Origin of the sequence: Bacillus sp. (in: firmicutes), from assembly GCA_017656295.1 — a bacterium.
GTDB lineage: Bacteria > Bacillota > Bacilli > Bacillales > JACDOC01 > JACDOC01.
In genome coordinates this window covers 30,618-49,218 of the sequence record JACDOC010000022.1, presented here as the reverse complement: position 1 = coordinate 49,218, position 18,601 = coordinate 30,618, and the positions used below count along the sequence as shown (strand labels likewise).

Here is an 18,601-nt window from a genome sequence, read left to right as displayed (position 1 = left end):
GGTTTGATGAGGGGAAACTGAAAGTAGAAAGAGACAGCAGAAGCTGTCCCTTTTGAAATCAGTTTTCTACTCTACTACATCGCTTTCTATGTACCATTTCTCAGCTATTATAAGCCTAAAATCAAGTTTTATGTGCCTATTTATCTGTTCTATATGCCAACAACATCATCTATGAGCTCTGTTTCTCAATTTTTGCCAAGCATGAATCTTTTTCTTTCTTCTCACAATAAGGGTAAAAGTAGGGAAGGAAGGTAACATCGATGAAAAAATGGATGTTCATTCTTGCAGTTGGATCGAGCTTCCTTTGGGGGATTGGACAGGCAGAAGCTGTCTCCAATGAAGCGATCCACTGGGGATTTAAAAAAGGAAAAAACGGTCAGCAAGCTGAAGCTGGCCCTGAACTAGATGAACTACTTGCGAAATATGATGCGTTTTATAAAGGCACAGCCGACAAAAAAGTATTGTACTTAACGTTTGATAATGGATACGAAAACGGATATACGGCTCAAGTGTTAGATGTACTGAAAAAAGAAAAAGTTCCGGCTACCTTTTTTGTCACCGGTCATTACATTCGAAGTGCCCCCGATTTGTTAAAGCGAATGGTCGATGAAGGCCATATCGTCGGCAACCATACGTGGAGTCATCCCGATTTAACGAAAGTGACCGATGAGAAATTTGTAAAAGAACTGAAGCGGGTAGAAGAACAAGTCGAAAAAATCACTGGTCAAGACACGATGCAATATATACGTCCCCCTCGCGGCATTTTTAGTGAACGAACGCTCGCTCTTGCCCAAAAACTTGGCTATACGCACGTCTTCTGGTCCGTAGCGTTCGTCGACTGGCAAACAAACAAGCAAAAAGGCTGGAAATACGCTTACGACAGCATCCTCGCCCAAGTCCATCCCGGAGCGGTGATCCTTTTACACACGGTTTCTAAGGACAACGCCGAAGCTCTCGAACGTGTCATTCAAGAATTGAAAAAACAAGGCTACCAATTTAAAAGCTTAGATCACTACATGATTACCCACGATATGAAATATCCAATGATTACACCATAGAGGGAGGAGTCCCTCTTTTTTCAGCTTTTTTGTATAATCCTCATTCTGTGTGCCAAAAGTTAACGTCTATGGGCCCAAATTGGATGACTATGTGGCAAAGAGATTTTCTTATGAGTCAAATTCTTAAGAGAATAACTTAATGAATTAGAGCAAAACACATTAAATATGAGAAAAAATCCAACATTTATGAGAAAAAATTGACCTTTTATGAGAAAAATCTTAACTTTTATGGGAAAAAATCTATATCCTACGTGAAAAAAACCACGTTTATGAGAAAAAATCGAACTTTATGAGAAACTCCCGACTATGTGACAAAGTGATTTCTAATAGGCCCAAAATGGACGACTATGTGACAAAGTTATTTTCAAATGTGCCTCAAATGGATGTCTAGAACTAAAGTGATTTTCTTATTTACCCAAAATGGACGTCTATATACCAACGTAATTTTCTAAAAGGCCAAAAAGGCGACTTATGTGTCTAGATTTATATACTGAATTAGTTTTCCATTGAGCCTAATTGTGTTCCCAATTCGATGTTCTATGTGTCAATCCCCATATGAAGCATGCCGCCTCCAAAACATGATATAATACAAAAAACATCTCTACGAATGAGGGGAACGAGTATGTGGCAAGAAACAATTCAGTTTGAGGGACCATATAATTTTGACTTAGTTCTGTCGCATTTGCAGGACGATCCGCTCAACTGGGTGGACAAACGTACAAAAACGTTAAAGATTCCGTATTATGGGGACAAGCCGCAAGTGGTGACCGTGCAAGGGGTCGGAACGACGGATGCGCCGAAATTTATCGTTACGAGCGAAGGGCCGGCACCTAAAGACAAGGTGTTACAGCGGGTAGCCCACATTTTGCAGTGGGACGTTTCGCTTCACGATATCCACGAATATTTTTTGAAAACTGATTTACGGCCAATTTTTGAAAAACATAAAGGGACACCGCTTATTCTCGACTTTGATTTGTATGCATGTCTTGTCAAATGTATTATTCACCAACAGTTGAACATGGCCTTTGCTCGAAAACTGACGGAACGTTTCGTGCATACATATGGTTTTCAACAGGAGGGCGTCTGGTTTTACCCGTCGCCGGAAATAATCGCAGATATACGTATCGAAGAGCTGCGTCAGATGCAGTTTAGTCAACGAAAAGCGGAGTATATTATCGGCGTATCAAAGCTAATTGTGACGGGAGAACTGAACTTATCCGATCTCGCCGAACTTTCGGATGATGAAATTATGAAACGGATGGTTAAAATTCGCGGCATCGGTCCGTGGACGGTGGAAAACTTTCTTCTCTTTGGACTCGGTCGCCCGAATCTATTTCCTAAAGCAGATATCGGCATTCAAAATGCGTTAAAAAAATTGTACAATCTCGAACAGAAACCAACGTACGACGAAATGGACGAATACAAACGTCCGTGGGAACCGTACTTAAGCTATGCATCCCTTTATTTATGGAGAAGTATTGAAGCAACGGAGTGAAACGAATGAAAAAACAGCAAGTGACGATTCGGCCGGGACAAACCTTTCCGTTAACCATTAAACGGCTCGGAATTAACGGGGAAGGGGTCGGCTATTTTAAAAAGCAAGTCGTGTTTGTACCTGGGGCGTTACCAGGCGAAGAAGTCATTGTAGAAGCAACAAACATCCATCCAAAATACGCTGAAGCGAAAATTAAACGCATTCGAAAAAAATCACCTCATCGTGTGGCACCGCCATGCCCGGTTTACGAGGCGTGCGGGGGCTGTCAGTTGCAGCACTTAGACTATAAGAAGCAGTTAGAAGAAAAACGGGACATTGTCATACAATCGTTAGAACGGCATACAAAACTCGATGTAGATAAACTAGACATTCGCCCAACGATCGGCATGGACGACCCGTGGTCATACCGTAACAAAAGTCAATTCCAAGTGGGCGAAAAAAATGGTCAAGTCATTGCTGGACTATACAGTATAAATTCGCATAAGCTCATTGACATCCCAGAGTGTGGCGTCCAGCATCCACTTACGATTAAAATCACCAACGTCGTGAAACAAATTTTACAAGACTTTCGAATTCCGATTTATAACGAGCGGACGAAACAAGGCGTCGTGCGGACAGTTGTTGTGCGGGTTGGTATTAAGACGGGTGAAGCACAAGTCGTTCTCGTAACAGCGAAAAAAGAACTTCCTCGAAAAGATCTCATTGTGGCAGAAATTCAAAAGCGCCTGCCAGAAGTAAAGTCTATTATGCAAAATATCCAGCCGAAAAAAACGTCGCTCATTTTTGGGGACGAAACCATTCATTTAGCCGGTAAAAAAGCGATTAAAGAACATTTAGAGACGTTTTCATATGAATTGTCGGCACGTGCCTTTTTCCAATTGAATCCTGAGCAAACAGTGAAGCTTTATCATGAAGTGAAAAAAGCCGCCGATCTATCCGGTGAAGAAAAAGTCGTCGATGCCTACTGCGGCGTCGGAACCATTGGGTTATGGGTGGCCGACGGAGCGAAAGAGATTCGCGGTATGGACATCATCCCGGAAGCAATTGAAGATGCCAAGGAAAATGCGAAAAAGCATGGCTTTGAAAATGCAAAGTACGTCGTCGGTAAAGCAGAAACGGTGTTGCCGAAATGGAAAAAAGAAGGATGGATTCCAGATGTCGTCATTGTGGACCCACCACGCACCGGCTGTGACCGTGGTCTACTCGACACCATCTTAAAAATCAAACCAAAAACATTCGTCTACGTCTCATGCAACCCATCCACCTTCGCCAAAGACGTCCAATACATCAGTAAATCATACAAGGTTGAATACATCCAACCCGTCGACATGTTCCCGCATACCGCGCACGTCGAAATCGTCGCAAAGTTGGTAGCACTTTAAAGTATTGGGGGACAGTCCCGCGCTATGGTAAAGCTTTAAAGGAGCGCGGGGCTGTCCCTTTTATGCTTTCTCGTAAACGTGGGTTTTTTCCCATAAGATTTAGATTTTTTCCCATAAAAGTTAGGATTTTTCCCATAAAAGTTCAATTTTTTCTCATAAATTTTGTATTTTTTCTCATAAGTAATGTGTTTTGCTCTAATTCATTAATTTATTCCCATTAGTATTTGCTTTATAGTATAATAGTAAAATAATGGTAATATAATCAAGGTAAGGTTAATATGTTAACCACTATAGCTGGTATGAAAATAGGAATGTATTTCGCTACTGGGCTATTCGCAATCGGAACCATCATGATTGGTTATTATGTTCGTTTTCGTTAGTAAAGTAAAAAATAACTAAATTTAATAGGAGGGATGGGGGGATTGAAACGGGTTCTATTGTTGTTTTTCATGTTCGTATGGACATTTCAGCCATTCGTCCATGCACTTTCGTGGGCCTATTCGTTCGTTGTCTGGAAAGGACATGTGTATGAAGTAACTGTGGAAGAAGTGACCGATATTGGAAAAATGATTGGCCAGGTAAAAACACAAGCGGACAATAGGACAGGTGATTACTGGGGAGATGCGTCGAATGTTTATCCAGTCGGGACGAAGTATTATGAAATTAAAGGGACACCGACAAAATTGGCCATTGCGGTCGAAGTGGAGCCCAATCGCTATTTGAAAGCAGTCTACAAGCATCGGTCACCACATTATTGGAAAGAAGTTGCTTTAAAAATAGGATTTGGGCTTGTTATAGTTGCGATTGTATTCATCGTTGTAAGGTTAAAAATAAAAAGGAGTTAGCACTTAGCTACTCCTTTCTATCCAATCAAAATTTGAATCGTTAATGGGCTTTCTTATGTGCCAAAACCAATTGTTCTATGAGCCCTAAATCGTTTTTTATTTGCCAAATAAACTGCTCTAAACCCCAATGCCAGCTTTTATGAGCCTAATTTTGCAATCTCAAAACAAACTATTGCTATATTAATGAATAATTTAACGCTTTAAAGTAATGCGGGACTGTCCCCTAAAATTGTCCCCTAAAATTACAACTTCGTCCGAATATTCCACAGCTCTGGGAAAAAGCGTTGGTCTAATACTTTTTTCAAATACGTGACGCCGGATGAGCCGCCGGTGCCCGTTTTGTGGCCGATGATGCGTTCGACGGTTTTCATGTGGCGGAAGCGCCATTGTTGGAGCCAGTCTTCAATGTCGACGAGCTTTTCTGCCAATTGATATAGGTCCCAATACTTGTCGACGTTTCGGTACACTTCGAGCCATGCTTGCTCCACCGAGGCGTCTTCTTTGTATGGCTTTGTCCAGTCGCGGTCGAGCACGTCTTGGTGAATTGGGAAACCGGTTTTAGCTAACGCTTGAATAGAGACATCGTACAATCCGGGTGCTTTGTACGCTTGTTCGAGTTCCGCCGATAGTTTCGGATCCTTTTCATAAATTTTGAGCACGTGGTCTGTTTTGTAACCAAGCGCAAATTCAATCATCCGGTATTGAAACGATTGAAAGCCCGATGCTTGCCCAAGCTTGTCGCGAAACTCCATGTACTCCGATGGGGTGAGCGTAGAAAGTACGTCCCAAGCATGAATGATTTGCGTTTGAATTTTAGATACGCGTGCGAGCATTTTAAATGCTGGTGAAAATTCCCCTTTTTGGATCAAAGCCGTCGCTGCGCGGAGCTCGTGTAAAATCAACTTCATCCATAATTCGCTTACCTGATGGATGATGATAAACAGCATTTCATCATGATGGTCAGACAATCGTTTTTGACTAGATAAAATCGCATCGAGCTGCAAATATTCTCCATACGTCATCCGATCGCGAAAATCGGTGTGAATGTCTTTTTCGTGTACCAAAGCCGTCTCCTCCTATCGAATCGGTTTGATGAGCGCCCGCACCGGACTTCCGTCGGCCTCTTTTAACGGAAGCGGAACGGCGATAAGTTCGTAATCTCCCGGTTCCACATCGTCGAGCATCACGTTTTCTAAAATGTGCACCCCGTGTTGATGCAGTGAATGATGCGCTGCCATGTCTTTACTATCAAGCGGATCAACAGACGGCACATCGACACCTACGAGGCGAATGCCTTTTTCGTAAAAAAATGGACCAAGGTCGGCATCAAGCGGGACAATTTTTTCCGGAAAGCGGTTCGGTTCGTTCGGAACAGCCGTCCGAAGCAACAACCGGGTCACTCCTTCTAAATCGAACACTTCAAGCGCAGCACGGTCAATTTTTTCACAATGCGACACATCAATGACGCGCGCCGGCCCAATAAAAACGCTTACATCTAAGTCGAGAATTTTTTCTCCATGGTCGTTAAAATGAAATGGGGCATCGACATGCGTTCCGGAATGCAAGCTCATCGTCATCCGTCCGATGTTTACCGATCCCGTCTGTTCTTTCGTAAAAGAAAGGTTATACGAAAAAGGCGTATCCCCTGGCCAATGGGCTAACTCGTTATGAAGCGGTTGTGAAATATCAATCCACTCGTTTTTCTTCATGTTATGCCACCACATCTCGTGTATTTTCGTATTGTTTGTATGTTTCCTCTGTCATAATTGCTTTTAATATTTGCACCGTCCGGAAGACGTCTTCAAAGGAGTTGTACAATGCAACTGGGGCAAGGCGAATGCCGTTTGGCTTCCGGAAATCTGGAATCACGCCTTGTGCTTTTAGTGCTTTACAAATACGCGCAGCTTCCGAATGTTCTAAGTAGATGTGACCGCCCCGCGTCTCGTCGTCTAACGGATTGCCGAACGAAAAGCCAAAATCGGCTAATTCATAGCGGATAAGGTCCATCATATATTGCGTCAGCTGGAGCGATTTTTTTCGGAGGCGGTCGATGCCAGCTTCGTGAAAAAGCTCCAACGAACCAAGCAGCGGTGCCATGCTCAGTACATGCGGAGTCGCCAGTTGATAAGCTCCAGCATCCGGCGCTGGCGTAAGCGTATGCTCCATGTCAAACTGCTTCCTTTTATCTGAACTAAACCAGCCTGCTAGCCCTGGCGTCCGGCCGAAATGCTTCTCATTCACGTAAAGACCCGCCACGCATCCTGGACCGCCGTTTAAATACTTGTAGTTACACCAAAACGCAAAATCGACGTCCCATTCGTCAAGCGCATGCGGAATCGCCCCAATCGAATGGCACAAATCCCAACCGATAAGGATCCCACGACGATGCGCTTCTTCCGTTATTTTTTTCATATTTAAAATTTGCCCGCTTCGATAAAGGACGCTCGATAAGACGATAAGTGCGACATCATCGGTCATCGCTTCAATTATGTCTTCTTCTGTGAGCGTTCGTCCGTCGCGACTTTTCACGCGGACGAGATGTTCATCCGGATTCAAACTTTTTAACTTCAACTGACTTTGTAACGCATAAATGTCCGATGGAAAACTTAATTCGTCTGCGACAATTTTCGTCCGGTTCCCTTGAGGCTCATAAAACGTGGCCACGAGTTGATGAAGATTTAACGTCGTCGACCCGGTTACAATGACCTCCTCCGGCTTCGCCCCAACAAGCGGTGCCATCAAATCCCCAAGCCGTTCAGACAAGTAAAACCACGGATGCTCCCCTTGTGTCCAACCGTCAATCCCAAGCTCTTTCCACGAATCAAGAATTTGTAAAAGTGATGCCTCCGCCCGCTTGGAAAGCAGTCCGAGAGAATTCCCGTCCATGTAAATCGTTCCTTTTTTTATATAAAACTCGTCCCGAAACGAACGCAGCTCATCTCGCGCATCGAGTTGCTGTGCATACTTAATCGTGTATGGCATCGTCATGGCCTTCACCTCTTTGGATAAAAAATTAAATAAATTCTGATAAATTAATCGTATCTCTATGATGAATGCTGTGTCAACGGAGCAAAAAAGCATAAGGAAAGAATTTTTAGAAGATTGAGCATTTCCAACGAAGGTCATTTAGTAAAAAATTTGTCAATGGATGCAGGATTTTGTAAATAAATGGAGAATTGAATATAAAAAATAAGAGGAGGGATAATTATTGATTGTCAAAAAACGAACGGTACCTTATCAGTTGCGAGCATTAGAAGCACTTGAACGAAGGCTTCCAAAGCATCATCCGAAAAGAAATGAAGTAGAGAATGAGTTATTCAAAAGAAGGGAGGAGTATGAGGGAGAAAAGTTATTAGATGAATTTCTTTCTTATATAGATTTGTACTTACGATCGTATTACATTTATCATGATGTACGACTAAAAATAGATGACCTGCTTATCCAACTGGATGCGTTGGTCATGACACCTTCATTTTTCCTCATCATAAAAAAAATCCATTATTGCGGAACGCTCTATTTTGATGAGTTTGAACAGCTAATTCAGACGGTGAATGGAAAGGAAAAAGGGTTACCCAATCCGATTTTCGAAGCTGATTGGCTTTGCCGAAAATTGAAATTGTGGTTCGCTCAATATGATGTAGAACATATCCCTATTGAATTCCTTGTTGTCAATACAAATGAAAGAACCATTTTAAAATCTGCCTTAGAACACCCGCTCCCCGTAGTGCATGTCCACACTCTCCCCGAAAAAGTGGACCAGCTTGCTCGCATTTATTCCCACCCTATTTTAAGTGAAAAAAAATTAGAGCAATTAAAACAACAAATATTACTTCACCATTTACCTCACCAACCAGCTATCTTACCGCTTTACAACATCCAACCGAACGAATTAATTACTGGTGTCTATTGCCCTGAGTGTAATAACTTTTCGATGGAGAGAGTCTGGGGTAAGTGGATATGCCCACATTGTAACTATTCATCTAAAACGGCCCATGAACAAGCGATTTTCGATTATTTGTATCTGGTAGAACCTTTTATTACGAATCAAAAATGCCGGTCTTTTATACAATGTCCATCGATTAGAGTCACATTCGATCTTTTATCAAACATGCCGCTGGAAAGAAAAGGAGGGAGTAAACACCGTAAATATTACTTGCGAGTAGAATAATTTGGCCAATGGCCACACAAGTTAGAAGTAAAAAAGAGGGATCTTCATGAAAAAATCGTCTATCCTTTTATTCATCATTTACGTCAGTTCGTTCCTTTCCTCCTTTTTAACCAACCGTCGCCCGTTTTGGTATCACCAGTTAAAAAAGCCGATTTTCACTCCAACCGGCTACACGATTGGCTTTGTTCGGTCCATCCTCTATTGCTTCATTGCTTTAGCCGTTTCCATTATCAATGATCGCCATAGGTATAACTCCCAAACGAAGCGGTTTTTCTCGTTATGTATCACCAATTTTTTATGCAACCAAGCGTTCAGTCTGCTCTTTTTCCGCTTAAAATTGTTGCTATTTGGGATCATTAATACCATGCTTATCGCTTTAACAGCGGTTGACCTTGTAAAAAAAGAGCTCGGCCGCTGTCAAAAATAAGTGAAAAATCTGAAACAGTGGGATGGACCCGTTCTTCCGATTGAAGCCCGAAATGGATACATATGAATTCATCGCCCTACTAAAGATAGAAGAAGCCTTTGAAATTATTTTTTAAGTGGAATTTTCCTCCAAACACTTCATTCTTCATGTACAATGGAAAATAAATACAGATTATAAACGGCTTCGATGGGGGGATTCCATGATGCAAGAAAAAGCCCTCACCATTGGGCGATATTTACTGACAAAGTTAGCCGGTGCCGGCTTTTCCATCTTTATTTATTTTCTTGTCATATTAATGTCCGCTGAATTTGACATGTACGATACAGTTGAAAACTTTAATCAAACAAAGATGCTTTGGTTTATTTTTTACGCGTACGGAATTACTTGTTCCATCGTTATTGATGGGCTAACAACAAGAGTGAAAAAGTTCCATCAAACGACGAAAATCGTGCTTTATATCGTGGCCGGATTTGCTTATTTTCTAGTTCGAGGTGTAAATCCATTTACTTTATTTGCTGGTGCTGTTGGAGCTATTTTTTCGTTACTGTTTTATCTTGAAACTATATTTTCGAAAAAGAATGTGTGGCGACGGTGGTTATTTGCGGTTGTTATCCCACTATTCCTTATCACACTTTTATCCATCGACTTTACGACGAAAAAACAATGGAACGAAATGAGAACCGACAATAGCTTCCAAGCTACCTTTTCCTACTTTCACGGGAAGCACGAAATTCCCGTTTACTTAGAACAAGGTGATACGCTAACGTTTACCATTGAGTTTCATCCGACAAATGGCGGTGGATATGGGTATCATGTAAGGAACAAAGAAAACCAATATGTCGGCATAACGGAATTGGGAGAAAATACGCGTTCGATTACAGCAAAAGCTACCGATACCTACTACATCGTCGTAACAGGTCACCATTTATCGGGGAGTATAACGGTGGAGTGGGAAGTGGGGAAATAGAAAGCAAACCCAAATGAGTTAAGGAGATAATTTTAAAAAGGCGCTAAGAACGGAAGATTGGCGCCTTTTTACCTTTTATTCCTCATTTTCGAATCCTCAGAACCAATCCACTTTTTTTTAAAAAAATAAATTTCTTTAAAACTATTTTTTCCTCTGTTACGAATAAATAGATAGAAGTTTCCAATTCCATAAATCTGCTAGAAAAAGAAAAGAGATGTGAATGATGGATCAGGAAAGACAGTGGATCAGAAAAATCAAAAGGAAGTCCTGCCGGAAAGCTGCCAATCAACTGATTTCTAAATACTATAAAGAAATATATGCCTATGTGTATAAGCAAACGATGAATAAAGAATTAGCTATGGACATAACGCAAGAAATCTTTTTACACATGCTTCAATCCATCCGTTCATTTGATGAGAAAAAAGCTTCGTTCAGGACGTGGCTTTATAAACTAGCAACCTATCGAATCATTGATTATTACCGCTCAAAATATTACAAATACCATCACTTAGCAGAACCGATTGAAGAATATGAGCCTTCTCGGTGGGATGATTTTACATTGACGTTGGAATATAAAGAAGATGTCGAGAGAATTTTGCATCTTCTTCTTCAATTCGATTCATCCATCCAACAAATATTCAGACTGAAGCTATTTTCAGATTATACGTTTTCCGAAGTTGCTGACATATTAAACTTACCGGAGGCGACGGTGAAAACGAAGTATTATTCGGCTTTGAAAAAAATCAAAAACAAAATGAGGGGGGATGACCAATGAGGAAGGAAAAATTTTACGTTGAATATCCAGATGATGAAACGATTCAGGATGAAATTTACACGATTGTCAATCAGTTTGGCAATGACCGGGACTCTTTTTTCGCTTCTTTGAAAAACATGTATCGACAAGTTGGTGTGAAGCATTTGTTTCGAGATTGGTATGAAACAGCCTTCACGTTATTCATGTTGGTCATTATTTTTACGTTTACGGTATTACAATCCACAAATTATTTCCAAAAAGATATCGGAAACGTCTACTCTTTTATGTTTATCACATCGCCCCTCATATATATTAGTTTTTCATTCTGGGCTTTGCTAGATAAGGATCAAACGTATGAAGTAGAAATGGTTTGTAAGTACAACTTTTATCAACTTACAGCTTTTCGCATGTTAGTCTATAGTATTCTCAGCGTCTTGTTAAGTTTGCTAGGGGCAGCATTTTTAAGTATTCAAGTAAATCGTGTCGTTCATTTTTGGGAATTATTCACGATTTCGATTTCTTCCCTCTTTATTTTTTCAGCGCTTTTTATCTATGTCATCATTCGCTATCGGTCGCGTCGGGTGTTTTATGGATGGCTCACCGCCTGGGTGTTTCTAAATTGTGTGCTTTTCATATATAGTGACGAATTTTATCATACTTGTTTAAGTCAAATACCGATATATGTGTATATCTTCGTTGTATTTCTATGTGGATATCTATACGTAAAGCAAATTCAAGACATGATGCAAACAACGGTTAGAAGGAGAGAGGCAAGATGTTAGTGATGAACAATGTGAGCAAATATTTTGGGGATTTTTGTGCATTAGAAGATATTTCGCTTGAATTTCATCATGGAGTATATGGATTATTAGCACCAAATGGAGCGGGGAAAACAACATTAATCAAAATGTTGACGACTTTACTTTATCCGACAAAAGGGGACATTTTGTATGAAGGAATCGATATTTTTCAGCTTGATGAACGGTACCGTGAAGTGTTAGGGTACTTGCCTCAACAATTTGGTTACTACAAAAATTATACCCCTGTTCAATATTTACTTTATTTAGCGGCGTTGAAAGGGATTGAAAAAGAAGTAGCTAAAAAACGGGTGTACGATGTATTAGAAAAAGTAGCCCTTACTGATGTGGCTCATAAAAAAATGAAGAAATTCTCAGGTGGAATGATTCAACGAGTAGGAATTGCTCAAGCGATGTTAAATGACCCGAAAATCTTGATTTTAGATGAACCGACAGCAGGCCTCGATCCAAAAGAAAGGGTACGTTTTCGCAATATGTTGTCTGACTTAGCAAGAGACCGTATTGTTATTCTTTCTACCCATATTGTTTCGGATGTCGAGTCCATCGCCAACGAAATCATTATGATTAAAAATAAACAGGTTCTTTATAAAGATACCATCGGAAATATTTGTCAACTATTAGAGGGTAAAGTATTTGAAACAGAAGTGGACGATCAAGAAATGGTGCAATTTAGGAAGAACCATTTCACCTTATCAGAAATGCAACGAAAAGGAAAATGGAAAGTTCGATTTATTGCATCGAGTCCTCAAACAGATTGGACCATCGTTTCACCTAGATTAGAAGATGTGTTTTTATATGCGTATCAAGATGAGGAGCAATCACATGATGTGGACAATAATGAAATATGAGTTTACAAAAGTCCGAACGTCTCCAATATTGGTCAGTCTTTTGGTGATTTTTCTTTCATTTAACGTGTTCATCATTTATCAACATAGCCACATAAGGGAAGAGTTAGCGGTGTTGACCAAACTCGTCGATCGCTTTGGTCATGAAATGAATGGTGAGAAGGCGGATCGCTTTAAGGAGTATTATTTCGAACAATTAGACGATTTTCAACAGTTCACAAAGGTATATTTTTCAAAGGAGTATCATACAGTTCAAGAGTTTTTAGAAGATTTTCATCATGGAGCTTTTGAAGAAACGAAGGTAGACGAAGAGCAACTGCAATGGATTGAGGAAATTGCTCTTGTGGAATCGTACTACTATTACCTTAACGACCTAGATACCTATTATAAAAACTTTGATGTGATGAATATCGCTAAGTTTCAAATTTCTAGATACGGGTTATCAGGGCAAGCTGAACGTTTTGTTAATAAACAGTATGCCCAGCTGAAAGAACGGTTTACCGAGTTAGTTGAAACTAACGAGTACAATCATTTGTTTTTTATCGGTTCTTTTTACAAAATGCATACATTGTTGTTCCGGACGTTGTTTCGGGCGGTTCTATTTGAATCCATCATATTAGCTGTCCTTTTAACAGGCTATTTGGTTAATTTTGAATTTGAAAATAAAACGCATCTGTTAACCTATTCATCGAAAAGAGGGAGAAGGCTAAGTGTGGATAAGTGGATCGTTTCCCTCACAGCTAGTTCCATTACAACGGTTCTTGTTTTAGGAGGAACGTTCATAGCGTACTTTAGTATTTTTGATTACTCAGGTTTATGGAAGGTACCCATCAGCAGTGGGTTTAATTGGGAGTATGATTATCCATATATTTCGTGGTGGAACCTGCCTTTTGTTTTGTATTTAACGTTAGCAAGCATACTCCTTTTGTTGAGCGTCTTGATATTTAGTACGATGACGTATGTGATTGCCATGTGGATTCGCCATAGTTACTTTGTGTTTTTTCTCTTTTGGGTATTGTTTGGAGCGGGGCTATTACTTCCGAGTGTGATGGCAAAAAATTCGATAGCTATCATTATTGTTCATTTCACCCCATTTATATTAATACTAAACCCATTTTTATGGTTCATGGAAAGCGGTGCGTTTACTACATTTAAATACTATGAACTAGTGACGGTCGTTGTTTGGTCCATTTTGTTATTAATTGTTGCGCTTTATTCGGTAAGAAGGTTTAAACAACAAGATGTGTATTAAAAGGGAGGATGATTATGAGACTGGTGTATTATGAAATGAAAAAACTGTTTAATTGGAAAAATATTCTGCTTATTATACTGATAAATATCGTTATGAACTATTTGTTTATTGATTTTCATATTAAGCATTTTCCGAATGGACGCCCGATATTAGATGAATATCATCTATCAAAAGAGATGATAGAAAAATATGGAGTTTCCATCGATGAAAAAGAATTTACCGATTTGAAAAAGTGGTATGAAAATATGGTAAAACAAGCCGATCAATACATCCAGTCCAGAGAAGATTTTGCCCATGCGGGAATTCGGACGTATGAAGACTTTCGAACGGCTGACCATAGTAATGATGAATTAAGAGCACTTCATAGTCAGGTCATGTTTACGGAACAAGTGGATTTATTTTGGAAGCTCGAAGCGTTGGAATACATAATGGGACAATACGAAAAGAGGGATCGGTGGATCAAGAGATTATATGAGGAAGTAACTCCAAAGCAAGAGGAGAAAATTAATCAAATCATCGATAGTGGTACCAATCAATCCATTCTTCCATGGTTCGTTTTTGAAAACTATAATCATATTATTAAAAACGTGACAATCATCATCATCGTAAGCATTATTGTTCTGTTATCTCCAATTTATGTGTCCGATAAACGAAATCATGTTCGTTTATTACAATATACATCAAAAAAAGGGAGAAGCGTTTTTACCACAAAGCTGATGACAGCTCTCATTTCAACTTTTCTTTTAATCACTGTACAATTGATAGGTTATTTCACGATTTATTCGCAAAATCAAGTTCACATGTTTTTCGCATCAAAAGTAAATTCTATTTTTAATTATGTACAGCTTTGGTACGACCTCTCATTTTTCCAATATATCGTTATGACAGTTGTCGCAATTTATTTGTTAGGTATCATTTTGTCACTCATCGTCTGCTTTATTTCAAGTATTTCATCGAATTATCTAATGGTCATAGGCATGCAAGTACCTATTTTCTTAGGATTGGTCGGGTACTTACTAAAATACTTAATCGAAAACGTAACGACTCTTCGTCTACCAAAGTATTTAGCTCCGAGCTTATATTTAGCGTTGCTCTTCATTGGTATAATCTTCATGATTTTAAGATGGAAAAAAGAAAAAGTGCTTGATATTGTATAAGCTTACTCAGAACTATCGTTTCTGAGTATTTTTTTATTTGGACGATCCATTGAGAGGTTGAGTTTGGTACATAGACACATAAGAATTCAGATTTGGAACATAGCCTGAGGAAAAGGCACATTAGTTGACGATTTTGGCACATAGAAAGTGGAGACAGGCTCATAAATCATCGGAAATAGCACATAAAGCATCCGAACAGGCACATAGAATTGGGAATGCGACCTTTGGATAATCGGTACAAAACTCCCAATCTCGGTTTTAGTTGCAATCCTAGAAGTAAGCGATTTAAGTTTATATCTTAATATTGACAATATTATAAGAATATAGAATAATTTCCATTTAGGAAGTGATGTCATATGAATCTATTTTCTTACAAAGAAACTCAAGAAATGAATTGGGTGTCGGCCTTTTTATTAGCATTTATGGGCATCGGATTTTTCCTTTTGTTTGATGTTTATATTCCGTATGAATTAATCAAAAACATATTAAATAATGGATGGGGAAATTGGAATTGGCTTTGGGCATTGCTCTCTCTATTTCTTTTAGTTATTGGCTTCTTTGCCGGGTGTATCGCTTGGTTTTCCATTAGTGATCAAATATTAGAGCATCGTCATCCGTTTCAATTAACGGTATCAAAAACTTCTCTAATTTTTCAAAAAGTAGATTCCAAGAAAAAAGGATATAAAACGTTAGAAATTCCTATCAAACATATAAAAAAATGTGTAATCGAAAAACAAACGAAATTAATATATCGTTCAAAATACACTCACAGAACTCCGCATTTTTATATTGTGTATAAAGAAAACGGCGAAACCAAATATATTGATTTTCATTTGGTGGATGTGTATTTTCAAAATCAATTTTTACATGCTATTACAGTTTTAGGCATTCCTATCAAATTAGGTGAATATGAGGTGAAAAACTGCCCTCCTGAATATAAAATTGAAGCCCTTTCCCATTCAAAACCAATTGAATTTACAGGTTCGATCAAAGACGTGTATCCTTGGAATCAATTACATGAAAAGCATGAGCCGAATTATTATTTTCAATGTGTTTCACCGCTTATAAGAAATAATAAGCGTTCATCATGACGTATTTTTTTAATGGACGCATCCATATATAAAAACTTAACCCTCGCAGCGGTCAGGTAGTTATTTTTACAAGTATCAAGGGCGGTAAAAGGGTGTAATGTGATTATTGACCTTATCGGCGGGTAATCACCATCATTAGTTTAAGACATTGATTACAAGTAATCTCTTACTCTTGGATAAACTGATACTATATCTCTAAAAAGAAGAGGTCAATCGGTAACAAACCGATGATTTGTTCAAAAGAGGTATTAGGTATTTTGTAGGGAATTCGTATTCAAACCTCATCTTCTATCACTTTCTCACGAATCTATTTAATGTATCGAACAACTAGATTGTGAGAGGGTGAATGAAAATGAAAGGCATCTTGATGTCATTTATTGTAGGAGTCGTATTAGTAGCAACTCCGTTATGGGCTGAAGCAGCTTTTGGGGATCGTACATTAAAGGAAGGGATGTCGGGTTCAGATGTCGAAGAATTACAGGATTATTTAATGACCAAAGGTTTATTTCCTTATCCTGCCTCAACCGGATACTTTGGATCGATAACTGAACAGGCTGTTATAGATTTTCAAGAGAAAAGGAATTTAAAGGTGGACGGCATTGCGGGTCCGCAAACCTTTCATGCCATTCAAATTTTAAGAAGAGGTGATATTGGAATACATGTCGCCAAAATTCAAAGCCAACTGAAGCAGGCGGGGAATTACGCTGGAAGTGTGGATGGAATTTATGGATCAGGCACTGAGAGTGCTGTAAAGAGTTTTCAAAAAGAAGAAGGGCTGAAGGTAGATGGCGTTGTAGGTCCACAAACTCGAAGGGAGCTCGACCGACAAGCCGCTCCGAAAACGGCTGCTGGAAAGGAATTAACCGTTGAGAGCACAGCCTACACGGCAGATTGTTCAGGTTGTTCCGGTATCACCAAGATGGGCATTAACCTGAAAAAATATGCTGATGATGCGAAAGTGATTGCTGTGGATCCTAATGTGATTCCACTTGGATCTATCGTGAAAGTGGAAGGTTACGGCATAGCGATTGCAGCTGACACCGGCAGTACAATCAAAGGGAATAGAATCGATGTATTTATTAAAAATCAAGACACCGCGATGCAATGGGGACGTAAAAATGTGCGTATTACAGTGATAGAATAACGGTACAGATAAAGGGTAGTTGTTTTGTTTGAAATAAAACCGATTTTTCCAACTTGTCCAAGGGGATGACATTTGGAATCACTTTAATCGCGGTAAACAGCAAGCAAGATGAGGTTCTCTCATTTTTCATAAAAGAAAGCGCGTTTCCCAAAAGTAGGGGGAACGCGCTTTTGTTATCGCGAAACGACTCGATCCGTGTTCAATGGCAGCTTCCGTTTGTCCAATACACTTCCCACGAGCGAAGCTAACAATTGTTGAAACAGCATGCCAACGATGACCGGAATGGCTACGGGAGCTGGAAAGTACGTAATCGCAATGACCGCACCTGCACTGATGTTTCGCATTCCGCTGTTGTACATCATCGAAATGGTCGTACTACGTTTGGCCTTCAACATCTTTCCACTGATCCAACCGATTCCATAGGCGGCTAATGCTAACAAAAACACGACGACGATAATGGATAGTAACCGTGTATCCACCTTGGTTACATATGGAGCGATGCCAGAACTATTGATCGCCACCACCGCACCAATTCCTAGCTTGGAAAAAGGAGAAAGGGTCGCGGCTAGTTTTTCGGTTTTGCTTTTCTCTAAATATTGATTCGTGATCATTCCTAATAGCGATGGAATGACAATCATCCATAACAACCCGTTCATAATGGCGACGACGTCCATTTCCACCGACGACCCAACCAGCCATTGCAACATCGCCGGAACAATAATAGGTGACAACAACGTATCCACAAGAATGATGGATAAGGTCAACACAACGTTTCCTTGATAAATCGTCACCCATAACAAACTCGTAATACCAGTCGGAATGACGAAGGCCAAGATGAGCCCGGTGACTATATAAGGGTCATCATGAAAAAATAGCGTTCCTGTACCAAAAGCAATGAGCGGCATCACCAAATGAAGCGTCAGTAACGCAACAAGTAAAGGCAGCGGATGCTGGAACACTTTTTTCAAATCACGAAAGTTTGACCGCAAACTCCCCGTAAACGTCATCACCGCAAAAATCCATGGGACTAGAAACATGTAGTTATCTAATCTCTCATAAAAAACGATTCCAATAACCACACTCGCCGGAGTAATCAATGGCATCCATTTTTGGAGGATTTGATTGAATTGATTCAGCATAGATGTTTGACTCCTTGTTAACATAGTCTGAGACTCATTTATTACATGTATCATATTAA

Annotated in this window: 18 protein-coding genes; 14 read left to right on the top strand and 4 right to left on the bottom strand. The window is 39.7% G+C overall.

All coding sequences use genetic code 11. The features are described 5' to 3' along the window. The first annotated feature begins 260 nt into the window (after window positions 1–260). The 4 genes from pdaA (at window position 261) to H0Z31_13825 (ending at window position 4,780) form a co-directional block, all read left to right on the top strand. The gene (gene pdaA, locus H0Z31_13840; protein ID MBO8178513.1) at window positions 261–1,058 is read left to right on the top strand and encodes a delta-lactam-biosynthetic de-N-acetylase; all 798 of its coding nucleotides are present in this window, start codon (window positions 261–263) and stop codon (window positions 1,056–1,058) included. 622 nt (window positions 1,059–1,680) lie between these two features. Further along, complete coding sequence (locus H0Z31_13835) at window positions 1,681–2,553, top strand: DNA-3-methyladenine glycosylase 2 family protein (GenBank protein ID MBO8178512.1); 873 nt, start codon at window positions 1,681–1,683, stop codon at window positions 2,551–2,553. Window positions 2,554–2,558: 5 nt separating this feature from the next. Further along, on the top strand, window positions 2,559–3,935 hold the full coding sequence (rlmD, locus tag H0Z31_13830; protein ID MBO8178511.1) for a 23S rRNA (uracil(1939)-C(5))-methyltransferase RlmD: 1,377 nt from the start codon (window positions 2,559–2,561) through the stop codon (window positions 3,933–3,935). A 449-nt stretch (window positions 3,936–4,384) separates the two neighbouring features. Then, entirely contained in the window at window positions 4,385–4,780 is a 396-nt protein-coding gene (locus H0Z31_13825; GenBank protein MBO8178510.1) for a hypothetical protein, read from the top strand. Between the two features lie 242 nt (window positions 4,781–5,022). On the opposite strand, the gene kynA is transcribed toward H0Z31_13825, so the two are convergent. From kynA to kynU, 3 genes are read right to left on the bottom strand one after another with little or no spacing between them, the layout of a single operon-like run. After that, window positions 5,023–5,802 (bottom strand): tryptophan 2,3-dioxygenase, encoded by a 780-nt coding sequence (gene kynA / locus H0Z31_13820; GenBank protein ID MBO8178509.1) that lies wholly within the window; start codon window positions 5,800–5,802, stop codon window positions 5,023–5,025. Between the two features lie 54 nt (window positions 5,803–5,856). Continuing rightward, entirely contained in the window at window positions 5,857–6,489 is a 633-nt protein-coding gene (gene kynB / locus H0Z31_13815) for an arylformamidase (GenBank protein MBO8178508.1), read from the bottom strand. A gap of 1 nt (window position 6,490) precedes the next feature. Beyond that, window positions 6,491–7,762 (bottom strand): kynureninase, encoded by a 1,272-nt coding sequence (gene kynU / locus H0Z31_13810; GenBank protein MBO8178507.1) that lies wholly within the window; start codon window positions 7,760–7,762, stop codon window positions 6,491–6,493. 226 nt (window positions 7,763–7,988) lie between these two features. On the opposite strand from kynU, the gene H0Z31_13805 reads away from it, so the two are divergent. From H0Z31_13805 to H0Z31_13760, 10 genes are all read left to right on the top strand, one after another. Beyond that, window positions 7,989–8,948: an NERD domain-containing protein gene (locus H0Z31_13805; protein ID MBO8178506.1), complete on the top strand. Its 960-nt coding sequence runs from the start codon at window positions 7,989–7,991 to the stop codon at window positions 8,946–8,948. Window positions 8,949–8,994: 46 nt separating this feature from the next. Then, window positions 8,995–9,375 (top strand): tryptophan-rich sensory protein, encoded by a 381-nt coding sequence (locus H0Z31_13800; protein MBO8178505.1) that lies wholly within the window; start codon window positions 8,995–8,997, stop codon window positions 9,373–9,375. 202 nt (window positions 9,376–9,577) lie between these two features. Then, entirely contained in the window at window positions 9,578–10,342 is a 765-nt protein-coding gene (locus H0Z31_13795; protein MBO8178504.1) for a hypothetical protein, read from the top strand. A 223-nt stretch (window positions 10,343–10,565) separates the two neighbouring features. Continuing rightward, window positions 10,566–11,117: a sigma-70 family RNA polymerase sigma factor gene (locus H0Z31_13790; GenBank protein MBO8178503.1), complete on the top strand. Its 552-nt coding sequence runs from the start codon at window positions 10,566–10,568 to the stop codon at window positions 11,115–11,117. Further along, entirely contained in the window at window positions 11,114–11,878 is a 765-nt protein-coding gene (locus tag H0Z31_13785) for a hypothetical protein (GenBank protein ID MBO8178502.1), read from the top strand. The genes H0Z31_13790 and H0Z31_13785 overlap by 4 nt, the downstream gene beginning before the upstream one ends. Next, window positions 11,872–12,762: an ABC transporter ATP-binding protein gene (locus H0Z31_13780; protein ID MBO8178501.1), complete on the top strand. Its 891-nt coding sequence runs from the start codon at window positions 11,872–11,874 to the stop codon at window positions 12,760–12,762. The genes H0Z31_13785 and H0Z31_13780 overlap by 7 nt, the downstream gene beginning before the upstream one ends. After that, window positions 12,737–14,011 (top strand): hypothetical protein, encoded by a 1,275-nt coding sequence (locus H0Z31_13775; protein ID MBO8178500.1) that lies wholly within the window; start codon window positions 12,737–12,739, stop codon window positions 14,009–14,011. Before H0Z31_13780 ends, H0Z31_13775 begins: the two co-directional genes overlap by 26 nt. A gap of 14 nt (window positions 14,012–14,025) precedes the next feature. Next, window positions 14,026–15,168, top strand: a complete 1,143-nt coding sequence (locus H0Z31_13770; GenBank protein ID MBO8178499.1) for a hypothetical protein — start codon at window positions 14,026–14,028, stop codon at window positions 15,166–15,168. 356 nt (window positions 15,169–15,524) lie between these two features. Next, complete coding sequence (locus H0Z31_13765; GenBank protein ID MBO8178498.1) at window positions 15,525–16,259, top strand: hypothetical protein; 735 nt, start codon at window positions 15,525–15,527, stop codon at window positions 16,257–16,259. A gap of 346 nt (window positions 16,260–16,605) precedes the next feature. Continuing rightward, window positions 16,606–17,403, top strand: coding sequence for a peptidoglycan-binding protein (locus H0Z31_13760; GenBank protein ID MBO8178497.1), 798 nt, complete (start codon window positions 16,606–16,608; stop codon window positions 17,401–17,403). A 173-nt stretch (window positions 17,404–17,576) separates the two neighbouring features. Here H0Z31_13760 and H0Z31_13755 read toward each other — a convergent pair whose 3' ends face one another. Continuing rightward, window positions 17,577–18,542 (bottom strand): bile acid:sodium symporter family protein, encoded by a 966-nt coding sequence (locus tag H0Z31_13755; GenBank protein MBO8178496.1) that lies wholly within the window; start codon window positions 18,540–18,542, stop codon window positions 17,577–17,579. Window positions 18,543–18,601 lie beyond the last annotated feature (59 nt).